Source organism: Nitrobacter sp. (assembly GCF_047149785.1).
Lineage (GTDB): Bacteria > Pseudomonadota > Alphaproteobacteria > Rhizobiales > Xanthobacteraceae > Nitrobacter.
In genome coordinates, this window is the sequence record NZ_BAAGBE010000001.1 from 1,576,032 (window position 1) to 1,602,338 (window position 26,307).

Below are 26,307 nucleotides of genomic sequence, written 5' to 3' on the forward strand. Positions count from 1 at the left end.
TTCATTGCCTAATCGAGGCTGAACCTAAACCACACCCTTTGATTTCGAGGTTCGCATCAAAGGTTGCCGCAAGGGTATGCGAACTTTGAAATCGGGACACCAGGCCGGATCCGACGTCTCAGGAGACATGGAACATGCGTTACCTTCACACCATGCTGCGCGTGCGCGACCTTGAAAGCGCGCTGAAGTTTTACGTAAATGCCCTGGGCCTAAAAGAAGTCCGCCGCGTCGACAACGACAAGGCGAGGTTCACGCTGGTCTTCTTGTGCGCACCGGAAGACGAGAACCTCGTCAGGCAGTCCAGGGGGCGCGGCGCGCCGCTGATCGAATTGACCTACAACTGGGATAACGAAGCATACGGAGAGGACCGTTATTTCGGTCACCTCGCTTATGAGGTCGACGACATCTATGCGACGTGCGAGCGGCTTATGCAGCTCGGGGTCACGATCAATCGTCCGCCCCGCGACGGGCAGATGGCGTTCATCCGCTCGCCGGACCGGCACTCGATCGAGTTGCTGCAAAAGGGCGAGGCCCGGCCCCCGGCTGAACCGTGGAATTCGATGCCGAACACAGGTCACTGGTAGCCGGCGGACGGCTGCGTCAACCCCGGTGACCTTGCGTCTCGTCAAGCCACGCGTGACGCCGACGCACGACAACTGCCTCTCCGCAGAAAACAGTCACGGCCGCTATTCCGAAGCGCGACGCGCCGGAACGATTCCGGTCCCTGCCCGTTCCACTTGCAAGATCGACATCCGAGGAGACGAGAATGGGACGCGGACTTTTGCTTTGGCTGTTAGGCGTGCCGATACCGGTGATTATTCTTCTTTGGCTGTTCTTCGGTCGCTGACGCTTCCAGCGTTAAAGGGCCTCGCTTCGGTGAGGCCTTTTGACGTTCGCCATAGCTGGCATCCGATCTCGAGTCTTTCGCTCCCCGGCTGAGCAGGGGTGACCCATCCGGACGCGGGCACGTCAGCGTCCGATGCCGCCGCCACCAACGCCGATGCCGCCGCCGATCCGGACGCAGCTTGACGAGCCCTCGACCCACACAAAGCCTGGTCCGAATTCCGCACAAGGTTTTCGCGCAGGCGGGGCGGCTTTCCTGGCCGGCTGCTCGGCCTTGATATCGTGGTTGGAGATATGTGAGCCGCGCGTCTGCGCCCACGCGGGCAAGCCGGCGACGGACAGCGCCACGACAATTCCGCGTAACGATCGCCACGTCATGCCCGGATGCTCCGTCGCAGATCCGCTTCAGCCTCTCGCAGCCTCTTTTTGCATCGCTTTTCGAGCTTGCATCGCTTCCGAGGTAAGCCCCCGAACCGCATTCGGCCTCCTTCGGGGAGAGTGCTTGCCCCTCCGGTCAAACGCCACTATACGTTCCGCCGCTGCCGCCGGTCCGGTTAGCCGCCTCCCGGAGACCTCTCCTGTCAGGGCAATGCCAGGACATTGATCTGATGGAAGTATTGCAGCGGATTTGAGACTGAAACGACGGCGCCAATCGTCGCTGAAAAGTTCAGCTCCCTTCGTCTATCGGTCAGGACGCCACCCTTTCACGGTGGAGAGAGCGGTTCGATTCCGCTAGGGAGCGCCAGCGCCAATTTTGGCGTTGAATTCATTCAATAAAATTGATCTGATTGACCCGCTTTTTTGGAACGGATGTTCTGGTGGGTCACGGCCGATGCTGGTCGGCCTGTTCGATCCGAATCCCGAACCGGAGACGCCGGCAAGGGCGGTCCGCCGTTGCACTGGTCTCGCCGCTTCGACGATCCGATGCCGGACGGCAGCACGATTCGGACCAGCGGTCACAGCCGGTGATGTTATTCCTAAATGGAGCGCAGCATGGTAGTCCGAATGGCATTTCATCTGGAGGGTGAACACTATGAGCGTCAAAACAGGCTGGATTATCGGAGGCGCGATCCTCGCGCTGCTGGTCATTCTTTCCTACGTCTACGCCGGGAACGGCCAGCATCCGACGTATATCCCAACGCAGACGCAGCCGCAGGGATGAACTGTGTGCGGTCACCCCATCCACCAAGCCAGCATCACCCTCTTGAGACAGGTCATCTATAGTTCACGCTAATTCCGCCGTTCCTGCGCTGCCGAAAGGCATCAGGCGTTCAGGAGGAGGCAGCTGCGTAAACGAGCGACGCCAAGCTCACTGCGCGGTTCTGAAGATTAAAAGCCCCCCCCGTACAGGAAACTGTGCGGGGGGTTTGGCATTTGGCGCCACGCAACCTCTCCCACCCACGCATTGTCTGGCCGGACGGGGTCTCCCAGATGCCCCAAAACCCGTCTCGCCCGCCGGTGCCCGAATCGCCGGAATGGCATTTCGTTGTCCATTTGCGCCTGGGCACCCCTCCACCCCACGCATTGCTTTGGGCCAGAGCAAAACATGGATATCAGATGTATGTATCTTTGGTGCGTCGCATGGCGGTCCGAGATCAGGGTCACCGCCACGAGAAAGGCAAGATCAACCACACCATAGGAGACTTGGCATGTCTGATCATAGCGGACCTGTTTATTCGACCGCGGAATGGATGGATTATCCGGAGCACGAGAAAACGTATAAGTTCTTCGTTAAACTAGGAACGACTTTCGCGGCCACCGTCGCCACCGTTCTCGCGTTGATGGCGATTTTCCTTACGTGATTATCCGCTCGTCGTTCGACGACGACGCCTCGTAGTTCATCCAAAACAGTCCGCCCTCACCGGCGGGCTTTTTGCGTCTTTCCGCCCCGCTAGAGTGTTTTCAAGCGAAGTGGCTACCGGTTCGCGTAAAGAAAACGCGTCAAATCAAACCATAGAGCCCCGCTTCTGATTCCATCAGAAGCGGAACGGCTCTAGGAACTCTGCAGTGCGGCGTAATTTGTCTCCATCGACTGATTGCCGGTCGTGGGATCGGTGATGACGGTATTGATCGTCATCTGGCCAGCGCTGGTCAGTTGCATCTGGGAACTGCCGACGCGGAAGACATTGTTGGTGTTGATATAGACGCGTCCAGTCTGCAGCCCGGTATCGGCACTCTGAAAGCGGACGGTCGCGCGATACCCGCTGACGTTCGAAATTTTGAGTGTAACCGGCTTACCGTTGGAGTCCTTCGCCGTCCAGGTGCCCTGCCATTGCGATGGATCGACATTGGCAAACTTTGAGCCGGGCGGGATCGAGATCTCTGTCGGAGCGGTATAGGCCGATTGCAGAATGCTGAAGATGTTGGTCGATGACGCCGACGTGATTGCCATGGGTGGGTTCCGCGTCTGAATCAAGTCTGCTGGATCAAGAAGGACCAATTGCACATTAAAGCTAATCAGGTATTAACCTTCCGCCAATGCAGCTATTCTTTGATTGGAGCGCTCTTGAACGCGGGCCGACTATGAGCTCGTGGGTGGTAAGCGACACGCCTGTCAGTTCCGGCGGATCTGACGAGCCGACATTCCTCTGCTTCGGTGCGGGTTCTTGTGTGGCCAGCCGGCGGTGTCTAATCCGCACTCCGTGCGTATCAGCAGCAACCATATTGATCACGAGATCGAATCTGGTCGCGAATTGAAACGGTAGTTCCGAGGGCGCGCCCCTACATCCGTTCTGGCACGTCGATGCCAAGCAAATCGAGCGATCTCTCCAGAACGAGACCGGTCAGGCGGCACATCGCGAGCCGCGACGCCCGCTCGGCGGCGCTGGGAGCCGTTAACACCGGACATTCCGGGTAGAAATGGCTGAAGCTCCGCGCGAGCGTGAAGGCGTATTCCGCCAGTACGCTGGGCTCCAAGCGCCGCGCAGCGTCGGATACGGCCGCGGGGAAGCCGAGGCACGCAAGCAGCAAATCCATTTCCGGCCGCGATGCCGGCGCCGGCATGCCAGCGCACTCCCTTCGCTCATCCGCTTTCGCGACAATGGAGCGGATACGGACACACGCGTACTGCAGATATGGCCCGGTCCGACCTTCAAATGTCACGAACCGCTCAGGATCGAAGACGTAGCCGGACAGTCGCTCGCCGCCGAGGTCTGCGAACTTCACCGCGGCAATCCCCACCTTGCGCGCCAGCTCGGTCTTTGCCGCCTCGTCGAGGCCGATGCCGTATCCACTTTCCGCAAGACGCAGTGCCGCCTTCGCCACCGCTTCGTCGAGCAAGTCGGAGAGCCGAGCGACACCACCTTGACGGGTCTTGTAGGGCTTGCCGTCCGGTCCATTGACGGTACCGAAGCCGACATGACGCAACTCCGCGGCGCCGGAGAGCCCGGCCTTGCGAGCGGCCCGGAATACCTGCTCGAAGTGGAGTGCCTGCCGCTGGTCCACGACATACAGAATCCTCTCCGCGCCCATTCTGGCGACGCGGTCGGCCAGCGTCGCCAGATCGGTTGTCGCGTAAAGCGCGGCGCCGTCGCCCTTGGCAAGCAGCAGCGGCGGCATCTCCTTCCGGTCGTTGGCCTCGGCGATCGGAAACACGGTTGCACCGTCGCTTTCGATGGCCAAGCCGCGGCGCTTGAGATCATCGACCAGGGGGCCGATCAGCGGCTGCGCATCACTCTCGCCATTGAGGAGATCGAACCGCACGTTGAGCGAAACGAAGTCACTTTTCTGGGCCTCAAGCGACAGTGTTCGAAGCGAACGCCATAATGCCGTCAACCCGAGGTCGCCCGCCTGGAGCGCGGCGGTATCGGCGCGCGCTTCGGCCATCCGGGCGGGATCCGCAGTGCAAGCGGCGGCAGCTTCCGGGTATAGGAGTTCTAATTCGTCCACTGTCACGGGCGCGGCAGTCGGCCAAGGCCCTTCGAAACCGGGCGCAAACCAGGGCGACGACGGCGCACGACGCCTGATCTCCGATATTAGCATGCCCAATTGCAGCCCCCAGTCGCCCAGGTGCGCGTCGGCAACGACCTTCCACCCCAGTGCCTTATGAATCCGCCGCAGGCTTTCGCCGATGACCAGCGAGCGCAAATGTCCGACATGGAGCGGCTTGGCGACGTTCGGACCGCCAAAGTCAATGATGGCAACCCGGCCCCGACCTTCGTCGGCGATGCCGAGGTTTTCGTCCAGCCCCATCTCGGCGGCGGTCCGTCCAAGCAGAGCAGGCGAAAGCCGCATGTTGAGGAATCCAGGTCCGGCCACGGAGACTTCGGAAAACTCCGGACGCTGGCGGATCATGTCCTTGATGGCGGATGCAATCGCCCCGGGATTGCCACCGACTGCCTTTGCGGCTGGCATCGCGCCGTTGCACTGCAGGTCAGCCAGTTCAGGCCGACCTGAAACCACAGCGTGCGCATGCTCGGAAGGCAAGTTAAGCGCAACGAAGGCATCGCGAAGGATGGCATCGATTTGGGCTGTAAGCGGCTGAAACATCGGTCATCTCCAGAAACGAACGAACGGGATCGTATCGGCCGCGCACAAGCGCCAGCCGGTCTGGATCAGCGTCGTCGTCTCGGAAAGACCTGGATCGATGTCATAAGGAGCAGCTACTATTTTTCGGATCGCATCTCAAGTGCTCATGCGACCCGCAGCGTCGAAACGCGAGCGGAAGGCCAAGAGAGTGAATCCTTGAACCCGGCTGTGAAGAAAGGTCAGGCACACGAATGATGCCGCGATGCTGTTGTACAAAATCCGATGCTGCTGACTCAGATCCAATAAAGACAGTTGCTGTGCATCGATCCCGCCAAGATCAATGGCTCACCGTTCCGACTCCGCTCCGAATACATATATCGTCACAACAGCTCAGCTCTGGCTTTCAGCCACCGGGTGACGCGGGGAGGAATTTTTCTACCACCACCGCCGGCGAGATGCGCCGCAAATGCAAGCTCGCTGGCAAACTTGTCGTTTATGCCGCATTGGATCTTGCAGAAACGTTCCACAAGTTCCGCGCCTCGTGGCGTCAACATCGCGCCCGCGTTGGGTACGAACAATCTCACCTGGATGCCTAATCCTACATTCCACATCATGGTAGGTTAGATCCATCGCGCGCGCGGCTGCTGCGATTGATCCATGTTTTGCGATGGCCCGGAGGCCGCGCCATCGGACCATCCTGTGATCGTCACCTGTCGTCTTGGCCGCGAGAGTCTCCTGAGCGAGGTCGCCGAAGGTCAGGGCATCGCGCTGCAATGGGAATCCGCGTCGGCCTCACCAGCCTCGGCGTTGTGTTCCGACAGGTTTATGGCGGCGTTGCAACACGCGGGACGTGAACTAACCGTAACGAAGGAACTGCTGTTCCTTCGGAACGCGTACTGAGCGCGCCGGTTGTCCCCGACATTGAGCGAAAAAAGGGAGAGCCGACATGTCAGACGACGCAGACGCCACCGGTATCAACAACTCGGGAGGATCGCTCGACGCTGAGGCGAAGAAAAAGACCGGCAAGACCATGGAACAGTTGACGGAGGAAAAGAGGAAAGAACTCGACGAGAAGATCAAGAAAGGCGGGGACGAGAATATCAAGTACGCCAAGCCAGGGAGGAGCGACATCCTGCCGTAGAACGTGGGGCTGGTGGGCTCGGAAGGGATCGATCCCTTCGGAGCGTTCGCGCTCACGTCTTGCCAAATCCTGAGCCACCCTGGGTCAAACAGCGGCCTTCATTGTCCATTGTCGTAGAAGCGTCATGGCGCAGGCGTTCGCAGACGAGCGGACGACGCATAGCAGGGTCGCCAGAATGACGATAACTCCGTGGCTTATCCTCGGATATAGTTTGGATGCTGGTGTCAGTGTCGCCGGCAATGGGGCTGCCGGTCTTCCATACCCATTTGGCTGGCAGCCCCGCTCCGACAGCGCGCAGCGTCGCCAGAGCAATGGTGATTGGTCGCATTGATCTCTGATGCATAAGGATAGCTGGAGCCATTCCGGCTGATGGAATCAAAGCCGGGCTCAAGGGATCCGGATCTGCTTCACTCGAAAACGCTGTAATCTACCGCTAGGCGCGGTGCGGCGGCCGTCGCGGCCACGGTGAAGAGGTTCTGATCGCGCATCCGCATTTCGGACCGGCGAAGAAACGCGCGATCCTCGTTATCCGGAAGTTCCTGGTGAACTACTCTCACCGTCTCACCAACGAGCAGCTCAAGCCCTCGCAATCTTCCCGTAGCTCACCGCGGCCGTCGCGCTCCATGTCGTGAATCGGGCGGGATTGTCGGAGCCGTCACCGGATGGCCCGCGATGATGCCGAATTGGGAAGCATAAGAATCTCGTGGAACCCCTCCGGGTCTTACGTCAGCCCAACGCTTGACAATGCTCAACCGTCCTGATCCGCCAAGCGCGCCATGGCCGCCCTGCCCCTCGCGCTGCGCCGAGAAGAATGACGCCGGGCCAGGCGCGCGCCCCCTGTACAAACAGTCGCAGGGCAGTCATACTCCGCGCCTGACTTGAAGGGAGGTAACGTGATGAACGAACACGGTCGCTCCAATCAGTTGATCTGGGGCATAGCTGTTATCGGCGTGATGTTCCTGGGCAGCATGGCCTTGGTATGGAGCAGCAACGGCCGACTTACAAGTGAAGCGAAAGCGGCGGTTCCGCCTGCGCCTCACGCGGCACCTCATGCAGACGCGACCGCCGGGCTTGAAAAGCGGGTGCTCAATCTTGAAGCCAAGATGAAGACGCCGCCCTCATTCGACACGTCGCAGATCGAAGCACAGCTCAAGGATCTGGGATCCCGCATCGCAGCCGTACAAACGCAGTTAGGCTCTTTCAAGGGAGCGGATTTCAACACTCTCGAGGCGAAGCTGGAGACAAAGATCGATAAGGCGGGGACGACAAGTTCTGAATCCGTCAAGAAGTCGATAGGCGCTCTTCAGACGGACGTGGGAAATCTGCATACACGCCTTGATCAGCTCTCGCAGCAGGTTGCTTCTGTCGGGGAACCTGCTTCCAAACACAGCAGTTCGCACTCCTCGCATTCTTCCCACTCGAAGTCGAGAAGAGAATAGAGATACGAGCGCGGATTTGACGGCCCTGAGGCGTTGCGCCGGGAATACAGGTGCAACGCCGACAGGCGTTTGCTGATAATCGTAGCAATCATGCCGCCGCTTGCCTTCACCTCTTTTCCTTCACTTCGCCGACAGCCGCGGCAATGTCAGGCATCCCTCGATAGCGGCGCGTCGACACTCCATAACCAAATTAAGGCCGGAGTTCAGGTCAACGCAGTTGGATGAAACTCTGGGCGTGAAGCAGTCGCGCAAGCAATTTTCCGAGGGCCTGCAAGCTTGGGAATAAGTCGAACGCTTCAGCCAGGAAAATGAACAAAAGCGCATGAACAATATACATGCGGCCCTCGAACCACGCGAGCAGGCGTCGAAAAAGACCCTTTGGATACGAAAACCCGGTAAAAATAAAAACGCTCGCCAATCCCAGAACGAATGCGCCAATGACATCGCTCGGATAGTGAAGCCCGACGATAATCCTGGGAATCGCGACGATCGCCGCGACCCAGACGAAACAAAAAAGCCCGGCGGAACGCTTCTCAACAAAAACAACCGCAGCTAGGGCGAAAAACAAGGTCGCCGTATCGCTCGGAAACGAATTCGTCCGATCCCACGGCGTTCGGGGAATGACGGTGTCGAGCGGAATGGCCAGATCTATGATCGGACGTATATGGACGGCGGTATGAAACTGCGACCAGACCGATAACATCGTCGCCAGACAGACCGCCAACAGTCCGGCCAGCATTCGAGCGCGACGCTCCGGTTGTTCGTTGGCGAACCAGAGCGCGACAATGGAAAAAAACAGCGGGAATCCTCTAAAGAGCGAATTGTTCGCGAGGTCCCAGAGGCTCTGGTTTCGCCCGCCGAATGCATTGAACGCAAGCAGGATTTCTTTATCGAGAGCCATAATGGTCGTCGTTAATGTACTCATCGCATCAACCGGAAATGAAGGTTCGTGCAAGCGCAGATATCCAGGGGGCTTGCTATTGCGTGCAAACTCGTCGCCGGTCAACAAGCAATCATGGCTGGCGGCCGTTCACCGGCACAAAATCCACGGCTATCGCGGCCCACACAGGGAGAGATGCGATCGGACCTCGTTTGCTGGCGCCTGAAGCGAGCGCGCGAACGTATCGCTGAATATGTGAAAACGGGATGCAAAGGACGCCCGAAGCAGATGTGCTTGCGACGGCGACGGCGCTGTGTGGCCCGCGCCTGTAGCGTTTTCGCGCGAAGCATGTCCCCGGGGCCTGATTTCGAGGATGGATACCGGTTCGCGTGAAGAAAACGCGTCAAATCAAGAACCTGGAGTCTTTCACCGTTTCCGTCAGAGGCAGGAAGGGGTCGATCCAAATCATGAACGTGTTCGATTCCGGCATTTCAGACTCGAGCGGGAGACGGACGGAAAGCCGCCGCACACTTTTCCTCCCCCTCCTCCCTCGCGGGGGCGACCGCCCCCTCGCCACTCGCCTATCGCCATTACCCTTTGTTGACGTTTCTTTGCGAAGGTCCGGCAAAGCGAAAACGTAACCAGAATACGATAACAGGCTTCAGCGATGACCATGGCGGCCGTGATCGGGAGCCAGACGGCGACGGCACAGGCGCAGTCGGGCGAGCGGCGTATCGCGCATATCGACATCCTTCATGATATGCGCGAGGCCGAGCCGATCTGGCGGCGCCTCGAGACATCACAGTTCTCGACCCCCTATCAGCGCTTCGACTTCCTCTCTGCCTGGCAGCGGCACGTCGGAACCGGCAACGATCTTCGGCCCTGCATCATTGTCGCCTGCGACGCCGAGCGGCGGCCGTTGTTGTTGTTGCCGCTCGTGGCAGAAACCGAGAACGGCGTCGGCGTCGCCCGCTTCATGGGCGGCAAGCACACGACCTTCAACATGGCGCTCTGGCAGCGGGATTTCGCGGCCGCGGCCACGCCGGCCGATCTCGACATGCTGCTTCGCGGAATCCGCCAAGCTCCCGCGAAGCTCGACGTGCTGGCGCTCACGCGGCAACCGCGGCGCTGGCGCGACCTGCAAAATCCGATGGCGCTGCTGCCGGGCCAGTCTTCCGCCAACGGCTGCCCGCGGATAACGATGGCGCCGGGCGCGCCGCCGGCCGAGCGCATCAGCAACTCGTTTCGCCGTCGGCTCAAGGGCAAGGAACGAAAGCTGCAGGCGCTGCCCGGCTACCGCTACTGCGTGGCCACGACCGACGCTGAAATCAAGCGGATGAGCGACGCGTTCTTCACCATCAAGCCGCTGCGGATGGCCGCGCAGAAGCTGCCGAACGTGTTCGCCGATCCCGGTGTCGAGGATTTCCTGCGCGCGGCCTGCCTGACCCCGCTGCCGGGCGGCGGTCGCGCCATCGAAATCCACGCCCTCGAATGCGACGCCGAGGTGATCGCGATCTTCGCCGGCGTCGCCGACGGGCAGCGCTTCTCGATGATGTTCAACACCTACACGATGTCGGAGAACGCCCGCTACAGTCCGGGGTTGATCCTGATGCGGGATATCGTCGACCATTATGCCGAGCGAGGCTACACCTCGCTCGATCTCGGGATCGGATCGGACGACTACAAGCGCCTGTTCTGCAAGGAGGACGAGCCGATCTTCGACAGCTACCTGCCGCTCACCACGCGCGGCAGGATGGCCGCCCTCGGCATGTCCTCGATGGCTCACGCCAAGCGGATCGTCAAACAGACGCCGGCGCTGAAGCGGATGGCGCAGGCGCTGCGCGGCGCGCTGCGCCGCTGACGACGCGATATTTCGAGAGCCTTTCCGCTTCTGGTGGAATCAGAAGCGAAAGCTCTATGATTTTGATTTGATGCGTTTTCTTCACGCGAACCGGCACCCGTCCCCGGGGTGAAGCCCCAGGACATGTTTCGCTCGAAAACGCCGTGGCGAACGATCAGGCCGCCTCGCGGGGATCGGTCCGGATCTCCGGTGGCAATGACACCGGATCGAGCATCGTCACCGAGGCGAAGCCTATGGTCGTGAGTTGGCCGCTCAACCGTGCGCGCGCCTCCGCGGTCATCGAGGGATCGGGAACGACGATCGCCCGCGCTTGATCGGTCAGCAATTTCGCCGGCAGATCGGTGGCGGTGCCCGCGGCGAGCAGAACGTGGTCGTAGACGCGCAGCAGAGCATCGAGGGCAATCGTCAGGCGCGGCGATTGCAGCAGCGCGCGATCGATGCCGGACCGCCCCGCGAGGACGAGATGGAGCGGCGACTGTCCGTCGCGGCTGATGACCTGCCCGAAGGAAGCCTCCCCCAGCATCAGTTCGGCTACGCCCGGCGCCGTCGGATCGACCGAGGCGGCGGTCAGGGTCGACGATGCGAGCGACAGATCGACCAGGACGACCTTGGCGTTCTGCGCCAGAAGCCGCGCGAGCGCGAGCGCGCTCTGCATGACGCTCTCGTTCCGGCCGGTGCCCATCAGCGTGACCTTGCGCGCGGACTCGCCCGCAATCCGCAGGTCATTCGCGAGACGGTCGATCCCGATCAGGTCCACCGCAGGCTCGGAACGGATTTCGCGCGGCGCCGGCGCGACTTCCGCCCGCGGCGCAACGGCGTCGAACGCCGCCGGCGCCCGTGGCGCGGTGATGCGCAACAGTTCGCCGGTCGCGACAATGCCGGCCGTCAGCATCAGGGTCGCCAGCGTCGCGATCAGGACGATCGGCAGCTTTTTCGGATACGCCGGCGTGTTCGAGACGATGCCGCGCGAGATGATGCGGCCATCGGAAGGTGCGGCGTCGATGTTTTCGCGCGTGGTGGCCTCACGATATTTCGCGAGATAGGATTCCAGCAGGTCGCGCTCCGCCCTCGCCTCGCGCTCCAGCGCGCGCAGCTTGACGTCGTCGCCGTTGGATGACGTCGCCTGCTTTTTCAACTGGTCGAGACTGTTGCTGAGACTCTCGACCCGGCCGCTGGCGATGCGCGCGTCATTCTCCAGCGAACGGGAGATTTTCTCGGCCTCCTCGCGTATCTGATGATCGAGATCGGCAAGCTGGGCCTTCAGTTCCTTGATCCGCGGATGCTGTCCCAGCAGGGTCGACGACTGTTCCGCCAGTTGCGCCCGCAAGGTGACACGCTGTTCCTGCAGCCGGCGCATTAGTTCCGAATTGAGAACCTCGGAAGCCTCGATCGGCTTGCCGCTCTGAAGCATCCCGCGGATCAGCCGCGCTTTCGATTCCGCGTCGGACTTGAGGGCGCGTGCGTTGTTCAACTGGGTGTTGATCTCACCCAGTTGCTGGTTCGACAGCGAGGTGTTGTTGGTGCCGATGAAAAGGCTGGACTTGGACCTGAAATCCTCGACCCGCGATTCGGCATCCGAAACCTTCTTGCGCAGGCTGTCGATTTCTCCGGACAACCACTGACCGGCGGTCTTCGCCTGCTCCTGACGCGCGCTCATTTGCAGGACGAGATAGCCGTCGGCGATCGAGTTGGCGATGCGCGCCGCGAGTTCCGGATCGCGCGACTGGAATTCAATGACGATCACGCGGGATTTATTGACGGCGTACGCCGTCAGCCGGCTGTAATAGGCATCCAGAACGCGTTCCTCGGGCGTCATCCGCAGCGGGTCGCGGCCGATTCCGAACAGCGCCAGCAGCGACCTGATCGGCGACACGCCGCGCAGCACCGGATCGAATTCCGGATTCTGCGCAAGCTTGTTCTTCTCGATCACCTCGCGGGCGAGATCGCGCGACAGGACGAGCTGGACCTGGCTGGCGACGGCTTCGGGATCGAGCGCGTTGCGCTCGTCGTTGCGCTCGCCGTTCGGACGCAGGAAAACGTTCTCGCGGCCATCGATCAGGATGCGGGCTTCGGACTTGTATCTGGGCGTGATCAGGTTGACGACGGTGAGCGAAAGCACGAAAGCGAGCAGCGTCGGGATGATGATCGCGCGCTTCTTTCGCATCAGCGCCCGCCAGATCGCGCGCACATCGAGATCGCCCGGCTGCGGCGAAGCGGCGCCCGACGGCGCAACCACGGGCGCGGACACCGTGTTCGGGGGCGACTTCCTGTCCTTGCCGTTACGCCATAACGCAAACCGCATCGCATACTCCCGCCGAACGCTTACGTCCCTCGACCTGCCGCCGCGACGATTACACCCCATTATGGTTGCCGCCTGGTTAACTCAACGAGCAGGCGCATTCGCCGACCGGTGCGTCCCGATTTGCCGATTACGCTTTATTAACCACAAAAGCCCTTAAATGGATTTGATATTTCATGGAAATGCCTGATGCGAAGCGTGCGCGCCATCACCCTGTGCCTGCTGACCGCGCTGGCTCTGTCGGGGTGCATGCGGCGCCCGGCGCCGGCGGCGATGGTGCGTCCGCACAACGATCTCGATGCGCTGGCCTATGGCGGACCGCGGGCCGCCGCGCCGCCGCCGGTGGTCCGCCGCGACATGAGAAACCGGCCCTCGCGCACCGCCGTGCCCGTCGTCTACGCCGCGCCGCCGCCGCCCGTCGTGCACGATCCCGCCTACCGCCTCGATGCCGGCGACCGGCTGCGCATCGTGGTCTACGGACAGGAGGGACTCACCAACACCTATCTGGTCGATGCCGGCGGCAGCATCACCATGCCCCTGATCGGCGCCGTCGCCGCGCGCGGCCGCACCCCGGCCGAGCTGTCCGCCGCGATCGCCGCGCGCCTGCGCAACGGCTATATCCGCGAGCCCTATGTCGCCGCCGAGGTCGAGGCCTACCGGCCGTTCTTCATTCTCGGCGAGGTGGCCGCGCCGGGGCAGTATCCGTTCGTGCCCAACATGACGGCCGAGAGCGCGGTCGCCATCGCCGGCGGCTTCTCGCCCCGCGCCAAACGCGACCGCGTCACCCTCACCCACACCGACGCCCGCGGCACCGTCCGCCTCGTCGTGCCCACCACCACCCTGCTCAGCCCCGGCGACACCGTCCTCGTCAATGAACGATGGTTCTGAGGCATGACGCCATCGTCCGATCGACCGCTTCGCATCCTGCATGCTGTCCGCGCGCCGGTCGGCGGAATCATCCGGCACATTCTCGATCTCGCGAACGGCCAGGCCAGTGGCGGCCATCTGGTTGGCATCGTCGCCGACAGCCTCACCGGGGGCGAGCGCGCGGATGAGGCTTTCGCGGAGATTGCGCCGCGACTGAAACTGGGTGTCCACCGCATTCCGATCCGCCGCGAACCCCACCCCACCGACCTGTTTGCGTGGACGCGGTTCGCCGCGCTGGCTCGAAAGTTGAAGCCGGATATCCTTCACGGACACGGCGCAAAAGCCGGCGCCTTCGTACGGCTCAAGGGACCGTCGAAAACCACCATCCGAGTCTACACGCCGCATGGCGGGTCGCTGCACTACCCGCTGACGACGATGAAAGGCGCGTTCTACAGCCGTCTCGAACGAGCGCTGATGAACCGCACCGACCTGTTCCTGTTCGAGAGCGCATTCGCGCGCAATACGTATCAGCGGATCGTCGGCACGCCCGCCGGCCTTGTGAAATGCGTATTCAACGGCGTCACCGCCAATGAATTCGATCCGGTCGCGCTTTCCGACGACGCGACCGATGTCGCCTATGTCGGCGAGTTCAGGCACATCAAGGGCGCCGATCTCCTGATCGATGCGGTGGCCCGATTGCGAGCCGGCGGCAGGCCCGTCACGCTCACCCTCGGCGGCGACGGCGAGGAAACCGAGGCATTGAAAGCCCGGATCGAGCGGCTCGATCTCGGCGATGCGGTCCGCTTCATCGGACATGTCAAGGCGCGTTACGGATTCTCGAAGGGCCGATTGCTGGTCGTTCCGTCGCGCGGCGATTCCATGCCGTACGTTGTGATCGAAGCGGCCGCGGCGGGCGTTCCCACGATCGCGGCGAACGTCGGCGGCATTCCCGAGATTTTCGATTCCCATACCGACGCACTGTTCCCGCCCGACGACGTCGGCGCCATGGCGGAGGCCATCAAGACTGCGCTGGATGAACCCGCGGCCGCGGCCGAGCGCGCGAAATCGCTGCGCGAGCGCATCTTCCTGCACTTCTCGCAGAAGGCGATGGTCGAAGGCGTCATGGCAGGCTATCGCGAGGCGTTTGCGAAACGTTAACCGTTTCCGGAATGCTTCGGGTTCCACGAAACCAAATCTTCCCGATTAGTCCTTAAGTCCGGACTGCACGGCACCACATCGCGCCGTGCACGCAGATGCGGACTTGAGGACATGAACCTTATCAACGCTCGCTCGAGGACTGATGCGGCGAGCAGCGGCCGTGCGGTTCCCGTGGAGCGCCGGCGACGGCTGTCGCCCGCGGCGCTCGCGATCACCAATCAGAAGGTGCGCCCGGCCTATTCGCCCGTCGTCATCGCCGGCGTCGTCCGTGCCGCCGACTTCGTGCTGCTGAGCCTGATCGGTATCGCGCTCTACCTCGGATACGTCGCCCGCATCGACGGCTTCAACTGGGATTTTATCGCGGCGATTCTGGCGGTGGCCGCCGCCGCGGTCGTCTGCTTCCAGGCCGCGGATATCTACGAGGTCCAGGTTTTTCGCGGCCAGTTGCGGCAGATGACGCGGATGATCTCGTCATGGGCCTTCGTTTTCCTGCTGTTCATCGGTGTCTCGTTCTTCGTCAAACTTGGCGACACCGTCTCGCGACTCTGGCTGGCCTCGTTCTTCTTTGTCGGCCTGGCCGGCCTGCTTGCGGGGCGGCTCGTGCTGCGCGCGATCGTCCGCCGCTGGGCGCGCCATGGCCGGCTCGATCGCCGCACCGTCATCGTCGGCGCGGATGAGAGCGGAGAAAATCTCATCAACGCGTTGCGAGCGCAGGACGACTCCGACATCGAGATTCTCGGCGTGTTCGACGACCGCAACGATCAGCGTGCGCTCGAAACCTGCGCCGGAATCCCGAAGCTCGGCAAGGTCGACGACGTGCTTGAATTCGCGCGGCGGACACGGCTCGACCTCGTGCTGTTCGCGCTGCCCATCTCGGCGGAAACCCGCATTCTCCAGATGTTGAAGAAGCTGTGGGTGCTGCCGGTGGATATCCGGCTGTCCGCGCATACCAACAAGCTTCATTTCCGTCCGCGCGCCTATTCCTATCTCGGCGAAGTTCCGATGCTCGACGTCTTCGAGGCCCCGATCACCGACTGGGATCTGGTGCTGAAATGGCTGTTCGACAGGGTGGCCGGCGTCTTTATCCTGCTGCTGGTCTCACCGGTGATGGCGCTGATCGCGCTCGCGGTCAAGCTCGATAGCCCGGGCCCCGTGCTGTTCCGCCAGAAACGCTTCGGCTTCAACAACGAACGCATCGACGTCTTCAAGTTCCGCTCGTTGTTTCACGATCAGGCCGATCCGCTGGCCGCGAAGGTCGTCACTAAAAACGACAGCCGCGTCACCCGCGTCGGACGCTTCATCCGCAAGACGAGCCTCGACGAACTGCCGCAGCTTTTCAACGTCGTCTTCAAGGGCAACCTGTCGCTTGTCGGGCCGCGCCCCCACGCCATCCAGGGCAAACTGCAAAGCCGCCTGTTCGACGATGCCGTGGACGGCTATTTCGCGCGCCATCGCGTCAAGCCCGGCATCACCGGCTGGGCGCAGATCAACGGCTGGCGCGGCGAGATCGACAACGAAGAAAAGATCCAGAAGCGCGTCGAGTACGATCTTTACTACATCGAGAACTGGTCGGTGCTGTTCGATCTCTACATTCTGCTCAAGACGCCGCTGGCCCTGTTGAAGTCCGAAAACGCTTATTGATCCGATCCTCGCGCGTTGAGTTTTTCGAGAGTGTGATGGCGTATCCCGCGGCGTTTGACAGTTCGTTCCCACCCTTGACGCAGGCGCCGGGCGTCGTCTCGCTCCAGCGCGCGCTGCTGTGGCTGGTCGGGGCCGGCGGCGCGATCGTCTATATCGAGCCCAGCCCGTACGAATTTGCAACCTTGCTCGCGATGATCGTATTCGTCGCGACGGGCCTGCGGATGCGACTGGCGTTCGTTCCGCTGGTGCTGCTGCTGTTTCTGCTCAACCTCGGCTACACGATCTGCGCCGCATATCTCATGGACAAGACCCAGATCGTCAACTGGATCATGACCTCCTGGTACATGGCCCTGACGGTCATCTTCTTCGCGCTGGTGTTTTCGCAAGACACCGCGGCGCGGCTCGACCTGCTGCGGCGCGGCCTGATCTTCGGCGCTGTGATCGCGTCTCTTGCGGGCATCGCGGGCTATTTCCATCTGGTGCCGGGCGAACACGACGTGCTGACGCTTTATGGCCGCGCGCGCGGCACCTTCAAGGACCCGAACGTGCTCTCCGCGTTCCTGATCCTCCCGGCGCTGTTCGTTCTGCAAAGCATCGTCACGGACAGCTTCGGAAAGGCTGTTCGCAGCGCCATCGTGCTCGGGATCATCAGCCTTGCGCTGCTGCTGGCGTTTTCGCGCGCGGCCTGGGGCCAGTTCGTGCTGACATCGGCGTTCATGCTGGCCTTGATGTTCCTGACCAGTCCGTCAACGAAACAACGGTCGCGGCTGGTCACGACCGCGGTGGTCGCGGCCGCCGTGATCGCGTTGCTGCTGGCGATCCTGCTGTCGTTCGATTCGATCGACAGCCTGTTCAAGGAGCGCGCGAGTTTCGACCAGAGCTACGACGAGGGCCGTTTCGGCCGCTTCGGCCGTCATATTCTCGGCTTCCAGATGGCGCTGAACCTGCCGCTCGGCATCGGCCCGCTGCAGTTCACGCGGTTCTTTCCGGAAGACACCCACAACTCGTATCTGAACGCCTTCATGTCAGGCGGGTGGATTTCGGGCATCTGCTATCCCGTGCTGATCTTTACCACCGTCATTCTGGGCTTTCGCTACATTTTTGCCCGCGTCCCCTGGCAACGAGCCTATCTCGCGATCTTCGCGGCGTTTCTCGGCACCGTCGGCGAGAGCTTCGTCATCGACACCGATCACTGGCGCCACTTCTGGATGATGCTCGGTATGATGTGGGGTATGTTCGCGGCCTCCCACCAGTACGCGGCCGCCTCCCGGCAGCCTCCCGTTCGGCAGATGCCGCTATAGGGCCGGGCAAAAGGGCTATGCCTCGATCGTGAACGTCATGCCGGCGCGATCGACCAGACGCTTGAGCAGCGCGTCCTTCATCGCAGCGCCCGGCGTCCAGAAGCCGCCCGCGACGTCGGGAGTGTCGCGCCGCAGGCAGATCGCGCATTCCGCGATCATCCTGGAGGTCGATCCGTAGCCGGGATCGCGGTCGCCGGTCACGACCGCCTTCACCTGCCGTCCGTCGGGTGCGATACCGACGAAGAGAAGATCGTAATATCCGCTCTCGCGCTCCTCCTTCGACGGCCCCTCGCCCGGTTTCGGACCGCCCTGCGCGCCGAGCTTGTTGTTGGCGGCGATGATGGCCTTCGCGGTCGCCTCGCCGGTGTCTTTCGGCCCCGCCACCATCATCTCGTCGTAGACGAAATCCCGCCCGTAGGGGAAACCGAGCAAAAAGTTGGAGCGGTGGACGTTGCGGGTGTTGATGTTCGCCATCACGAACGGCGCCACCCACATCCCGAGATCCTCGTCGAACAGCGGTTTGTTGCCCGGCGGCTGCTTCGGCCCCTCGAACCCCGGCGTCAGCACGAAGGGGTCGCGCAGCTTCGGCAACAGGCTCGGATCGTTGGCGGCCGCGGCGAAGATCGCCTTCATGCTCGCGGCCGTGCCGCCGGAAAACGTGCCCTTCATCTTGCGCACGCGGCCCTTGACCCGGGGGACGCTCGATCCGAACTGCTTCTTCGCGGCCTCCTGTAGAAAGAACACGCCGAGCTCGAACGGCAGCGAGTCGTAGCCGCAGGAGAACACCATCCGCGCGCCGCTCCTGCGCGCCTCCGCCTCATGGGCGTCGATCATCTGCCGCATCCAGATCGGCTCGCCGCAGAGGTCGAGATAATCGGTCCCGCCGGCCGCGCAGGCCGCGACGAGACCGGAACCGTAAAGCTGATAAGGTCCGACCGTGCTCAATACCGACGCCGTGCGGCCAACCATGGCCTCGATCGACGCCGGATCGCCGGCGTCCGCGGCGATCAGCGGCAGGTCGCGCGGCGCGCCGATGGCGTCGCGCACCGACGCGAGCTTGTCGAGGCTGCGGCCCGCGATCGCCCACCTCAGATCGCTGCCGCGATACGCCGTGGCAAGATATTCCGCGACCAGCCGGCCGGTGAACCCGCTTGCACCGTAGACGACAATGTCGAATTCCGCCGACGCCATGGCCGATTCCCCGAAAGCGTCCTGCTTAGCCCGCGGGCGCGCATCTGCCTATGTGCGCATTCTGAAGGTAGCGCAACCACGTCCCTGCGCCCTGAACCTGCCCTGGAACGCGCCGCTACCTTCGGACCGGTTCATCACGCAAATACTATTTGGATACCTCTTTTGCGCCTCGTTTATGAGGTTTTTGTGCCACACTTGCCCGCAAAGCGCCTTAAACGAGGCTTCGAGCCGTTCATAGCTGTTCGAATCTTCAACCTGCTGGGAACCGTTATGTTATCAAACAATACTCAACGGCTGTCAGATTTTGAGTATTGCTAATGCGATTTCAGATAATTGTACCTATTGCGATCGGCTTGGCGGCCTTGCCTATCGCGGCTCATTCTCAAAGCGGTTTTTCGATCAACGATGCGTTAAAGCAAGCGGTTGCCACGAACCCCGGCGTTGGGGAGGCCGCCGCCAACCGGCGTGCGACCGAGTCGGAACTTCGTCAACAGCAGGGAACGCTGCTGCCGCAGGTGCGCGTGGAAGGACGCTGGGGTCCTGAGCGGTTCAACCAGAATGTTGTTCCGGCTCCCCTTGGCAATGGAGATTGGATGAACGGACGCGCCGCATCGGTCGTCGTTCGGCAGTTGCTATTCGACGGTTTTACCTCGATCAACGAGATCTGGCGCCAAACGGCGCGCGTTAACGCCGCCGCAGCGCGCGTTCACGAGCGAACCGAACTGCTGGCGCTCGATGCCGCCGAAGCCTACATCGACGTGACGCGCTATTTGCGTCTTATCGCCATAGCCGAAGATAACGTCAGGGTTCACCGAAACCTGTTCGCGAACGTCCAGGCCCGCTTTGACGGCGGGCGCGCGGGGGAAGGAGATCTTGAACAGACGCGTGAGCGCGTCGAGGCCGCCGAGGCGACCCTGGCCGGTTTCCGGCAGAGCCTGGATGAAGCTCGCGGGAAGTATCGCAGAGCCGTCGGCCTGGAGCCGATCAACCTGCGGACGCCCGGACGGCTCGGTGGAATGCCGAAATCGAAAGATGACTCCCTCGCCCGGGCGCTGCAGTTCAATCCCACCATCAAGGCCGCCGATGCCGATGCGCGCGCAGCAAAATACGCGTTCGACGGTACGGCCGGCGCGTTCGTGCCGAACGTCTATCTTGAGGGACGTGCATCGCAGGGTATCGATTCGGACAGCTATGTCGGACGCCGTGACGACGTCAGCGGCAAGGTGGTCGTAAGCTGGGATATCTTTCGTGGCGGCCAGGACACCTGGAAGCGAAAGGAAATGGCGGAGCGGTACATCGAAGGCACGATGCGGCACGCCCGCCTGCAGCGCGATGCGGTGGAATCGATCGACAAAGCCTGGGCTGCCCGAACGCTGACCGCCGACCGGATCGCCGCCTTGAACCGGCAGATCACCTCAGACCGTAAAGTCATCGTTTCCTATCAGAAGGAATACGAACTTGGACAGCGCTCCCTGGTCGATCTTCTGAACGCACAGAACCAGCTCTTCAACGGGCTGGTGTCCTTGGTCTCCACCCAAGGCGTCGCGGTGTTCGCCGACTATCAGCTCCTCGCCGCGATGGGTGAACTGGTCGAATACATCAAAGCGCCTCCGCCGGCCGACGCAGCACCGCTGCCGATCAAGCCGTTCGGGCTGTTCCCGACCAAGTTTCCGCCTGTGCTGCTGCATGCGCCGGTGTCCGGACCCGCCCCCCTCAAGACCGAGATCGGTCAGCCAGTCGGTCCTCTGAATTATGCGTCGACGGGAAGTCGGACTGCTACCCGGGATCCCGGCTTTACCGACCGTTGGAGTGCGGTCAACCCGGCGTCCGAATTGGTCGAGGCCGCCGCCAACTGGCGCGCAATGCCTCACGAGGCTGCGGCTGCGAAATAGTCTCGGCGGGCCAGCGATAATTTGGGCGGCGAGATTGCCGGCCGTGCTCTTTATGGCGTTTCGAGTGAAGTGGTTACAGGTTCGCGTAAGGAAAACGCGTCAAATCAAAATCCTGGAGCCCGCTTCTGATCCCATCAGAAGCGAAGGGTCTCTAGAATTGAACCGATGCAGCGGCATGCTGCTGACAGTATAAATTAGTATTATTGCTACGCCGGTACGAATTAGTATTGTTTTGATGTTTTCCGATTTCCGGACCTGATTGCGCTTACGATAGGACGGCATCGAGCCAGGCCAGGAAAGCGATCCGTGAAACCCAACGCGTCAGTCAGCCATCAGTCGGACGAGTCCGGACGTGCGGACAGTCAACCGGACTACCTTGCCGACGCGTTACTTTATCTCGCCGCCCACCATGGTCGTGCGATCAGCCGTCAAGCCCTGATCGCCGGACTTCCCACGGTCGACGGAAAGTTGACCGCGACGCTCGTCGAGCGCGCGGGGCTGCGCGCGGGTCTCGAGATCGAGCCGGTCCAGCGCGCCCTTGCCGATATCCCCGCGCTGGTTCTTCCCGCGCTCCTGATTATGAAAAACAGGCCGCCTTTCATCCTGATCGGCATCAATGGCTCGGAAGGAACCGCAACCGTCATCGACGCCATGAAGCTGGAGGCGCGCGAGACCTACGGAATATCCGAACTGGCTGCGAATTATTCCGGCTACACCTTTCTGGTCAAACCGGCAGGCCTGGCGGATGCTCGCGCCATCGCAGCAGGCGATGCTCCAAGGACGCATTGGTTCTGGACCGTGGTTCGCAAGTTCGGTTCGAACTACTGGCATGTCGCCCTCGCAGCGTTTCTCGTCAACATGCTTGCCCTCGCCGCCCCGCTGTTCACGATGAACGTCTACGATCGCGTCATTCCGAACGGCGCGATTCCGTCATTGATAGCGCTCGCGGTCGGTCTCGGCCTCGCGATCGTTTTCGACTTCATCATTCGAATCGTGCGCGCCCGGATCATCGACATCACCGGCAAGAAAATCGATGTCGTTCTGGCATCCGATATTTTCGAGCACGTTCTTGCGTTGAAGATGGCGAACCGGCCGACCTCCGTCGGCATCCTCGCCAACCAGATGCGCGATTTCGAATCCGTCAGGGATTTCTTCACGTCGGGAACGATCGTTGCCGCAACCGATCTTGTGTTCGCCATCATTTTCATCGGCGTCCTTTTTCTGATCGCAGGACCTCTCGCCTGGATCCCGCTGACCATGCTGCCGATCGTGCTGACTGCGGGCATCATCCTGCAACGCCCTCTCGACCGGGCGATAAACCGACTCCAGGCGGAATCGGCTGCCCGGCATGGCGTCCTGATCGAGTCCTTGTCGGGAATAGAGACCGTCCGCGCGACCGGAGCGGAATCGCGAATGCAGACCGCGTGGGAACGTTCGGTCGCGGCGACCGCAAGATCCGGCGAGGAAGTCCATCTCTGGTCATCCATCGCGCTGACGGTTTCAAGCTCTGCTCAACAGATCACCAGCATGCTCCTGATCGTCGTCGGCGTTTTTCTGGTCCTCGACGGTCAGATCACGATGGGCGCGCTGATCGGCGCAAATATGCTGTCGGGTCGCGTGCTGGCGCCAATCTCCAGCCTTGCCTCCCTGATTACGCGCGCCACGCAGACAGTCATCTCGCTGCGGGCGATCGACAAACTCATGAATCTGGAGCGCGAACGACCGCCGGGGCGCACCTTTGTCGAGCGAAAGATCGCGCAAGGCTCGATCGTCTTCGACAACGTCAGCTTCTCCTATCCAAACAGCAACGAGAGTGCTCTGGAAAAGGTCTCTTTCAAGATCGCGCCCGGCGAGCGGGTCGCGATCATCGGTCGCGTGGGATCTGGCAAGACCACGGTCGGTCGCCTGCTCGCCGGCTTCTACGAGCCGCGGGAAGGAAACGTCTCGATCGACGGCATCGACTCGCGGCAATACGATCCGGCGGACCTGCGCACCGGCATCGGTTTTGTCATGCAGGACACCGACCTGTTTTTCGGCAAGCTGCGCGACAACATCACGCTTGGCAAACCCTCCGCGACGGACGAGGAAGTCGTGAGCGCCGCGAGGCTTGCCGGCGTCGAACAGTTCATCGCGGGACATCCGCTCGGCTACGACATGCCGATCTCCGAGGGCGGGCGCAGCCTTTCCGGCGGACAGAAGCAGGCGATCGGCCTGGCGCGCGCCATGATCCGCAATCCCAAGATCATCTTCATGGACGAGCCGACGGCGCACTTCGACGTCCGCAGCGAGGCCGAATTTCTCGAACGCCTGAAGACGCTCGCGAAAACCGACATGACGATCATCGTCTCGACGCACCGGCCGTCCCTGCTCTCGCTGGTCAATCGCATACTGGTGTTCGAGCGCGGCAAACTGGTTGCGGATGGTCCGCGCGAAGCGATCCTTGCGACCCTCCAGGCAACCGCGCGGGCGAATGCCAAACGCAAAGCCGAACCGGTCAGATTCGAAACTCCGGCGATGACGTCAAATGCACCAGTCTGATTTCGCATTCGCGAACGATGTGCGCGCGGCCGTCGAACTCCGCACTCCGCGGACATCGAGCATGATCCTGTTCTCGACGCTGGCCCTGATTGTGGTCGCGTTGATATGGGCAAATTTTGCAATTCTGGACGAAGTCAAGCGTGGCCATGGCCGCGTGATCCCAACTCAGCAGATGCAGGTCTTGCAGTCGCTCGAAGGCGGCATTGTCGGCGCCATCCTGGTGAAGGAAGGCGATATCGTCGCCAAGGGCCAGACCGTGATGCGCATCGAGGATATCAAATTCGCGTCCGAACTCGGCGAGATTCGCGAGCGTCGATACGCCACCGCCGCGCGCGTTGCACGGCTGGAGGCCGAGTCGGCCGGAAAAAGCACGCTGGAATTCCCGCCCGAGCTTGTGAAAGCCGCACCTGCCGCGGTGGCGGCGGAGCAGAGCGTGTTCCAGGCCCGCGCCCGCAAGCTCGCGCAGGACATCGACGTGATCGCCCAGCAGGCAACCCAGCGCCGAAGCGAGCTCGAAGAGTACAGGGCGACGGCGGACAAACTGACCAATACGCTGAAGCTTTTGCAGCGCGAACTCGATCTCACGCAGAAGCTGTATCACCAGAAAGTCGTTCCCGAGATTGAAATGCTGCGGGTCCAGCGGCAGGCCACCGACATGCAGGGGCAGTTGGAAGTCGCAAAAGCATCGATGGCCAAGGCGGAGGCGGGAATTCATGAAGCGGAATCACGCCTCAAGAACGCGAAGGCCACATTGCGGGCGCAGGCCGACGAAGACCTCGCAAAGTCCCGCGGCGATCTCGCGGTGCTCGAGGAAAATATCAAGTCGGCAAAGGACCGTGTTTTCCGCGCGGAAATGAAATCCCCGGTGCACGGCATCGTCAACAAGATCAACGTGACGACCATCGGAGCCGTCATTCAGCCCGGCGGCAACTTGATGGACATCGTTCCGCTGGACGATAACCTGCTGGTCGAGGGCCAGATCCGGCCGCAGGACATCGCCTTCATCAGAGCCGGCCAGGATGCGATCGTGAAGATCTCGGCCTACGACTCGTCCGTCTACGGATCGCTGAATGGAAAGGTGGAGCGCGTCAGCGCCGACGCGATCACCGACGACAAGCCAGGCCGCAACGGCGAGAAGGAAACCTTCTATCGCGTCATCGTACGAACCGACAAAAACCATCTCGGCACCAGCAAAGCGCCGCTGCCGATCATTCCGGGCATGGTCGCAACCGTCGAGGTGATGACGGGACACAAATCGGTGCTCGATTATCTGATACGGCCCGCCCGCCTGCTCCGCGACGAGGCGCTCCGCGAGCGTTAAGCGGCGCGCAGTTCGGCTATCGCCCGGCGGCGGTGGCTCGTGCTTTTCACTTTGATTCAAATCTTACGCAATTCTTCGATTAAATCTGACGTGCTTCGGCATCCTCTTATTGGCCTCGTTGCCGGATATCCGGTTGAGGCAACGCCGCTTTAACGCGGTTCTAGCCGCGCTCGACTATTGATCGTCCCAAACACGGGACGAGGATCGGCTGAAGCCGACCGACGATCCCGGGAAAACTGGGGCGTCTCATGTTGATCGGATTCCGGTGCCGCATCGTCGTCACGGGGACATTCCTGAGCCTCGCGATCCTGGCCGGCACCACGCACGAAAGCCAGGCGGCCAGGAAAGACAGACTCAAGACCCACATCTTCGATGACCTGATAACGCCATCGATGCTGGAGTCGCTCAAGCCTGCACCGGCGCCGCGGACCGGCGGCGCGCGCTTCTTCTCGATCAACGGCGTTCTGGCGAGGCTCGACGGGAAAGCGCCGCCCGACCAAAACGTCCGCGTCGCTTCGACCGCCGGCGAGACCGTCGCCTCGGATGTTCCCGGACCGATCGCAGGCGCGATGTCGGCGACGCAGGTGTCGGCCGAACCGTTCGGCCTGTTTACGTTCAAGGCCCCCGAAGGTCCGCTATGGCGCAAATGGCGCGCGTTGAAAGCGAATTACGACGTCGAGATGCGGGCCGTCGCGGCCTGCCGCAGCGATCCCGCCACCTGCACGCCGGCTGCCAGCCGTTTCGTCGCGCTCGCCGCCGAAACGAAGGCGCATGACGGCCTTGCCCGTCTGGAAACCGTGAACCGGCTTGTCAACCGCGAGATCGCCTACGCCAGCGACCTGACGCAGCATGGCGTGCTCGACGTCTGGTCGGCCCCTCTCGCGTCGCTTCGCAGCGGTCGCGGCGACTGCGAGGACTATGCAATTGCCAAATACGCGCTGCTCAGGGAGGTCGGCATCGCCGAGCAGGACCTGCGCATCCTGCTGGTACGCGACCGCTCGGTTCGCGAGGACCACGCCGTGCTCGCGGTTCGGCATCGCGGTAGCTGGATCATCCTCGACAATCGCCGCGCAACCCTCGCGATCGATAGCGAGGCCGGTTACCTGACGCCGATGTATGCGCTCAACGCGAACGGCATCAGCCTGTTTGCCTCGCCCTACCTGTCGCAGCGACATGATCGCAACGTGGATGCGGTGCTGCCCGCGGCGGATGGCGCTGATGCGGCTGAAGGCGGAGGGTCGTCCGCGCCGCTCGTCACTTTCCGAATCCGCGATATCGTCGAGCCAAAGACCCCAGCGGTTTTGGGAAACGCTGGCTCCGAACATCCTCTTCTGCTCTGATGATCGCTGCCAGGGCGCCGAAGGCCGCGCCCTCTTCGAGTAAACGGCCGCGCCCTTCTCCTCATCCAGGCTGCATGGCGTACGGTTTCATGCTAATCTTCAGGCTCGGCGGCGACGTGATCCGCCGC

Annotated in this window: 22 protein-coding genes and 1 tRNA gene; 16 read left to right on the top strand and 7 right to left on the bottom strand. The window is 61.9% G+C overall.

Going from position 1 to position 26,307, the window contains the following annotated elements:
* Nucleotides 1-134 precede the first annotated feature (134 nt).
* Complete coding sequence (locus ACMDCM_RS07235) at nt 135-584, top strand: VOC family protein (protein ID WP_412772936.1); 450 nt, start codon at nt 135-137, stop codon at nt 582-584.
* Between the two features lie 385 nt (nt 585-969).
* Here the strand turns inward: ACMDCM_RS07235 and ACMDCM_RS07240 are convergent, their stop codons facing one another.
* Entirely contained in the window at nt 970-1,221 is a 252-nt protein-coding gene (locus ACMDCM_RS07240) for a hypothetical protein (RefSeq protein WP_412772937.1), read from the bottom strand.
* Nucleotides 1,222-1,513: 292 nt separating this feature from the next.
* Between ACMDCM_RS07240 and ACMDCM_RS07245 the strand changes: the two genes are divergently transcribed.
* The 3 genes from ACMDCM_RS07245 (at nt 1,514) to ACMDCM_RS07255 (ending at nt 2,645) form a co-directional block, all read left to right on the top strand.
* A tRNA-Glu gene (locus ACMDCM_RS07245) sits at nt 1,514-1,588 on the top strand.
* A 288-nt stretch (nt 1,589-1,876) separates the two neighbouring features.
* Complete coding sequence (locus ACMDCM_RS07250; RefSeq protein WP_412772938.1) at nt 1,877-2,005, top strand: hypothetical protein; 129 nt, start codon at nt 1,877-1,879, stop codon at nt 2,003-2,005.
* A 487-nt stretch (nt 2,006-2,492) separates the two neighbouring features.
* Nucleotides 2,493-2,645 (top strand): aa3-type cytochrome c oxidase subunit IV, encoded by a 153-nt coding sequence (locus ACMDCM_RS07255; protein ID WP_412772939.1) that lies wholly within the window; start codon nt 2,493-2,495, stop codon nt 2,643-2,645.
* A gap of 191 nt (nt 2,646-2,836) precedes the next feature.
* Here the strand turns inward: ACMDCM_RS07255 and ACMDCM_RS07260 are convergent, their stop codons facing one another.
* Together ACMDCM_RS07260 and argS are read right to left on the bottom strand one after the other, a co-directional pair.
* Entirely contained in the window at nt 2,837-3,235 is a 399-nt protein-coding gene (locus tag ACMDCM_RS07260) for a hypothetical protein (protein WP_412772940.1), read from the bottom strand.
* A gap of 329 nt (nt 3,236-3,564) precedes the next feature.
* Entirely contained in the window at nt 3,565-5,331 is a 1,767-nt protein-coding gene (gene argS, locus ACMDCM_RS07265; RefSeq protein ID WP_412772941.1) for an arginine--tRNA ligase, read from the bottom strand.
* Here argS and ACMDCM_RS07270 point away from each other — a divergent pair.
* Complete coding sequence (locus ACMDCM_RS07270) at nt 5,248-5,565, top strand: hypothetical protein (protein ID WP_412774790.1); 318 nt, start codon at nt 5,248-5,250, stop codon at nt 5,563-5,565. The two genes, argS and ACMDCM_RS07270, sit on opposite strands and share 84 nt — an antisense overlap.
* A gap of 125 nt (nt 5,566-5,690) precedes the next feature.
* Here ACMDCM_RS07270 and ACMDCM_RS07275 read toward each other — a convergent pair whose 3' ends face one another.
* Complete coding sequence (locus ACMDCM_RS07275) at nt 5,691-5,924, bottom strand: hypothetical protein (RefSeq protein ID WP_412772942.1); 234 nt, start codon at nt 5,922-5,924, stop codon at nt 5,691-5,693.
* 332 nt (nt 5,925-6,256) lie between these two features.
* Between ACMDCM_RS07275 and ACMDCM_RS07280 the strand changes: the two genes are divergently transcribed.
* On the top strand, nt 6,257-6,451 hold the full coding sequence (locus tag ACMDCM_RS07280; protein ID WP_412772943.1) for a hypothetical protein: 195 nt from the start codon (nt 6,257-6,259) through the stop codon (nt 6,449-6,451).
* 896 nt (nt 6,452-7,347) lie between these two features.
* Complete coding sequence (locus ACMDCM_RS07285) at nt 7,348-7,890, top strand: hypothetical protein (protein ID WP_412772944.1); 543 nt, start codon at nt 7,348-7,350, stop codon at nt 7,888-7,890.
* Between the two features lie 208 nt (nt 7,891-8,098).
* Here ACMDCM_RS07285 and ACMDCM_RS07290 read toward each other — a convergent pair whose 3' ends face one another.
* Nucleotides 8,099-8,896 (bottom strand): phosphatase PAP2 family protein, encoded by a 798-nt coding sequence (locus tag ACMDCM_RS07290; RefSeq protein WP_412772945.1) that lies wholly within the window; start codon nt 8,894-8,896, stop codon nt 8,099-8,101.
* Nucleotides 8,897-9,437: 541 nt separating this feature from the next.
* Here ACMDCM_RS07290 and ACMDCM_RS07295 point away from each other — a divergent pair.
* A complete protein-coding gene (locus ACMDCM_RS07295) occupies nt 9,438-10,631 on the top strand; it encodes a GNAT family N-acetyltransferase (protein ID WP_412772946.1) in 1,194 nt (397 codons plus the stop codon).
* Between the two features lie 154 nt (nt 10,632-10,785).
* On the opposite strand, the gene ACMDCM_RS07300 is transcribed toward ACMDCM_RS07295, so the two are convergent.
* Nucleotides 10,786-12,933: a GumC family protein gene (locus ACMDCM_RS07300; protein WP_412772947.1), complete on the bottom strand. Its 2,148-nt coding sequence runs from the start codon at nt 12,931-12,933 to the stop codon at nt 10,786-10,788.
* Between the two features lie 186 nt (nt 12,934-13,119).
* Between ACMDCM_RS07300 and ACMDCM_RS07305 the strand changes: the two genes are divergently transcribed.
* The 4 genes from ACMDCM_RS07305 to ACMDCM_RS07320 all read left to right on the top strand — a co-directional run bounded on the left by ACMDCM_RS07305 (nt 13,120) and on the right by ACMDCM_RS07320 (nt 17,897).
* A complete protein-coding gene (locus tag ACMDCM_RS07305) occupies nt 13,120-13,818 on the top strand; it encodes a polysaccharide biosynthesis/export family protein (RefSeq protein ID WP_412772948.1) in 699 nt (232 codons plus the stop codon).
* Nucleotides 13,819-13,821: 3 nt separating this feature from the next.
* Nucleotides 13,822-14,955, top strand: a complete 1,134-nt coding sequence (locus ACMDCM_RS07310; RefSeq protein WP_412772949.1) for a glycosyltransferase family 4 protein — start codon at nt 13,822-13,824, stop codon at nt 14,953-14,955.
* 111 nt (nt 14,956-15,066) lie between these two features.
* Entirely contained in the window at nt 15,067-16,596 is a 1,530-nt protein-coding gene (locus ACMDCM_RS07315) for an undecaprenyl-phosphate glucose phosphotransferase (protein ID WP_412772950.1), read from the top strand.
* A gap of 35 nt (nt 16,597-16,631) precedes the next feature.
* On the top strand, nt 16,632-17,897 hold the full coding sequence (locus tag ACMDCM_RS07320) for an O-antigen ligase family protein (RefSeq protein ID WP_412772951.1): 1,266 nt from the start codon (nt 16,632-16,634) through the stop codon (nt 17,895-17,897).
* 15 nt (nt 17,898-17,912) lie between these two features.
* On the opposite strand, the gene ACMDCM_RS07325 is transcribed toward ACMDCM_RS07320, so the two are convergent.
* Nucleotides 17,913-19,088 carry a saccharopine dehydrogenase family protein gene (locus tag ACMDCM_RS07325; RefSeq protein WP_412772952.1) on the bottom strand — a complete coding sequence of 392 codons (1,176 nt, stop codon included), beginning with the start codon at nt 19,086-19,088 and terminating at the stop codon, nt 17,913-17,915.
* A 317-nt stretch (nt 19,089-19,405) separates the two neighbouring features.
* On the opposite strand from ACMDCM_RS07325, the gene ACMDCM_RS07330 reads away from it, so the two are divergent.
* The 4 genes from ACMDCM_RS07330 to ACMDCM_RS07345 all read left to right on the top strand — a co-directional run bounded on the left by ACMDCM_RS07330 (nt 19,406) and on the right by ACMDCM_RS07345 (nt 26,179).
* Nucleotides 19,406-20,980: a TolC family outer membrane protein gene (locus ACMDCM_RS07330; RefSeq protein ID WP_412772953.1), complete on the top strand. Its 1,575-nt coding sequence runs from the start codon at nt 19,406-19,408 to the stop codon at nt 20,978-20,980.
* Nucleotides 20,981-21,286: 306 nt separating this feature from the next.
* Nucleotides 21,287-23,518 (top strand): type I secretion system permease/ATPase, encoded by a 2,232-nt coding sequence (locus ACMDCM_RS07335; RefSeq protein WP_412772954.1) that lies wholly within the window; start codon nt 21,287-21,289, stop codon nt 23,516-23,518.
* Nucleotides 23,505-24,839 carry an HlyD family type I secretion periplasmic adaptor subunit gene (locus tag ACMDCM_RS07340; RefSeq protein ID WP_412772955.1) on the top strand — a complete coding sequence of 445 codons (1,335 nt, stop codon included), beginning with the start codon at nt 23,505-23,507 and terminating at the stop codon, nt 24,837-24,839. The genes ACMDCM_RS07335 and ACMDCM_RS07340 overlap by 14 nt, the downstream gene beginning before the upstream one ends.
* A 248-nt stretch (nt 24,840-25,087) precedes the next feature.
* Complete coding sequence (locus tag ACMDCM_RS07345) at nt 25,088-26,179, top strand: transglutaminase-like cysteine peptidase (RefSeq protein ID WP_412772956.1); 1,092 nt, start codon at nt 25,088-25,090, stop codon at nt 26,177-26,179.
* The last annotated feature ends 128 nt before the right edge of the window (nt 26,180-26,307 follow it).

What these genes read in the sequence shown, in the direction of transcription:
- ACMDCM_RS07235 (WP_412772936.1), top strand. Translation starts at nt 135, where the DNA reads ATGCGTTACCTTCACACCATGCTGCGCGTGCGCGACCTTGAAAGCGCG.
- ACMDCM_RS07240 (WP_412772937.1), bottom strand. Translation starts at nt 1,221, where the DNA reads ATGACGTGGCGATCGTTACGCGGAATTGTCGTGGCGCTGTCCGTCGCC.
- ACMDCM_RS07250 (WP_412772938.1), top strand. Translation starts at nt 1,877, where the DNA reads ATGAGCGTCAAAACAGGCTGGATTATCGGAGGCGCGATCCTCGCGCTG.
- ACMDCM_RS07255 (WP_412772939.1), top strand. Translation starts at nt 2,493, where the DNA reads ATGTCTGATCATAGCGGACCTGTTTATTCGACCGCGGAATGGATGGAT.
- ACMDCM_RS07260 (WP_412772940.1), bottom strand. Translation starts at nt 3,235, where the DNA reads ATGGCAATCACGTCGGCGTCATCGACCAACATCTTCAGCATTCTGCAA.
- argS (WP_412772941.1), bottom strand. Translation starts at nt 5,331, where the DNA reads ATGTTTCAGCCGCTTACAGCCCAAATCGATGCCATCCTTCGCGATGCC.
- ACMDCM_RS07275 (WP_412772942.1), bottom strand. Translation starts at nt 5,924, where the DNA reads ATGATGTGGAATGTAGGATTAGGCATCCAGGTGAGATTGTTCGTACCC.
- ACMDCM_RS07280 (WP_412772943.1), top strand. Translation starts at nt 6,257, where the DNA reads ATGTCAGACGACGCAGACGCCACCGGTATCAACAACTCGGGAGGATCG.
- ACMDCM_RS07285 (WP_412772944.1), top strand. Translation starts at nt 7,348, where the DNA reads ATGAACGAACACGGTCGCTCCAATCAGTTGATCTGGGGCATAGCTGTT.
- ACMDCM_RS07295 (WP_412772946.1), top strand. Translation starts at nt 9,438, where the DNA reads ATGACCATGGCGGCCGTGATCGGGAGCCAGACGGCGACGGCACAGGCG.
- ACMDCM_RS07300 (WP_412772947.1), bottom strand. Translation starts at nt 12,933, where the DNA reads ATGCGGTTTGCGTTATGGCGTAACGGCAAGGACAGGAAGTCGCCCCCG.
- ACMDCM_RS07305 (WP_412772948.1), top strand. Translation starts at nt 13,120, where the DNA reads ATGCGAAGCGTGCGCGCCATCACCCTGTGCCTGCTGACCGCGCTGGCT.
- ACMDCM_RS07310 (WP_412772949.1), top strand. Translation starts at nt 13,822, where the DNA reads ATGACGCCATCGTCCGATCGACCGCTTCGCATCCTGCATGCTGTCCGC.
- ACMDCM_RS07315 (WP_412772950.1), top strand. Translation starts at nt 15,067, where the DNA reads ATGAACCTTATCAACGCTCGCTCGAGGACTGATGCGGCGAGCAGCGGC.
- ACMDCM_RS07320 (WP_412772951.1), top strand. Translation starts at nt 16,632, where the DNA reads ATGGCGTATCCCGCGGCGTTTGACAGTTCGTTCCCACCCTTGACGCAG.
- ACMDCM_RS07325 (WP_412772952.1), bottom strand. Translation starts at nt 19,088, where the DNA reads ATGGCGTCGGCGGAATTCGACATTGTCGTCTACGGTGCAAGCGGGTTC.
- ACMDCM_RS07330 (WP_412772953.1), top strand. Translation starts at nt 19,406, where the DNA reads ATGCGATTTCAGATAATTGTACCTATTGCGATCGGCTTGGCGGCCTTG.
- ACMDCM_RS07340 (WP_412772955.1), top strand. Translation starts at nt 23,505, where the DNA reads ATGCACCAGTCTGATTTCGCATTCGCGAACGATGTGCGCGCGGCCGTC.
- ACMDCM_RS07345 (WP_412772956.1), top strand. Translation starts at nt 25,088, where the DNA reads ATGTTGATCGGATTCCGGTGCCGCATCGTCGTCACGGGGACATTCCTG.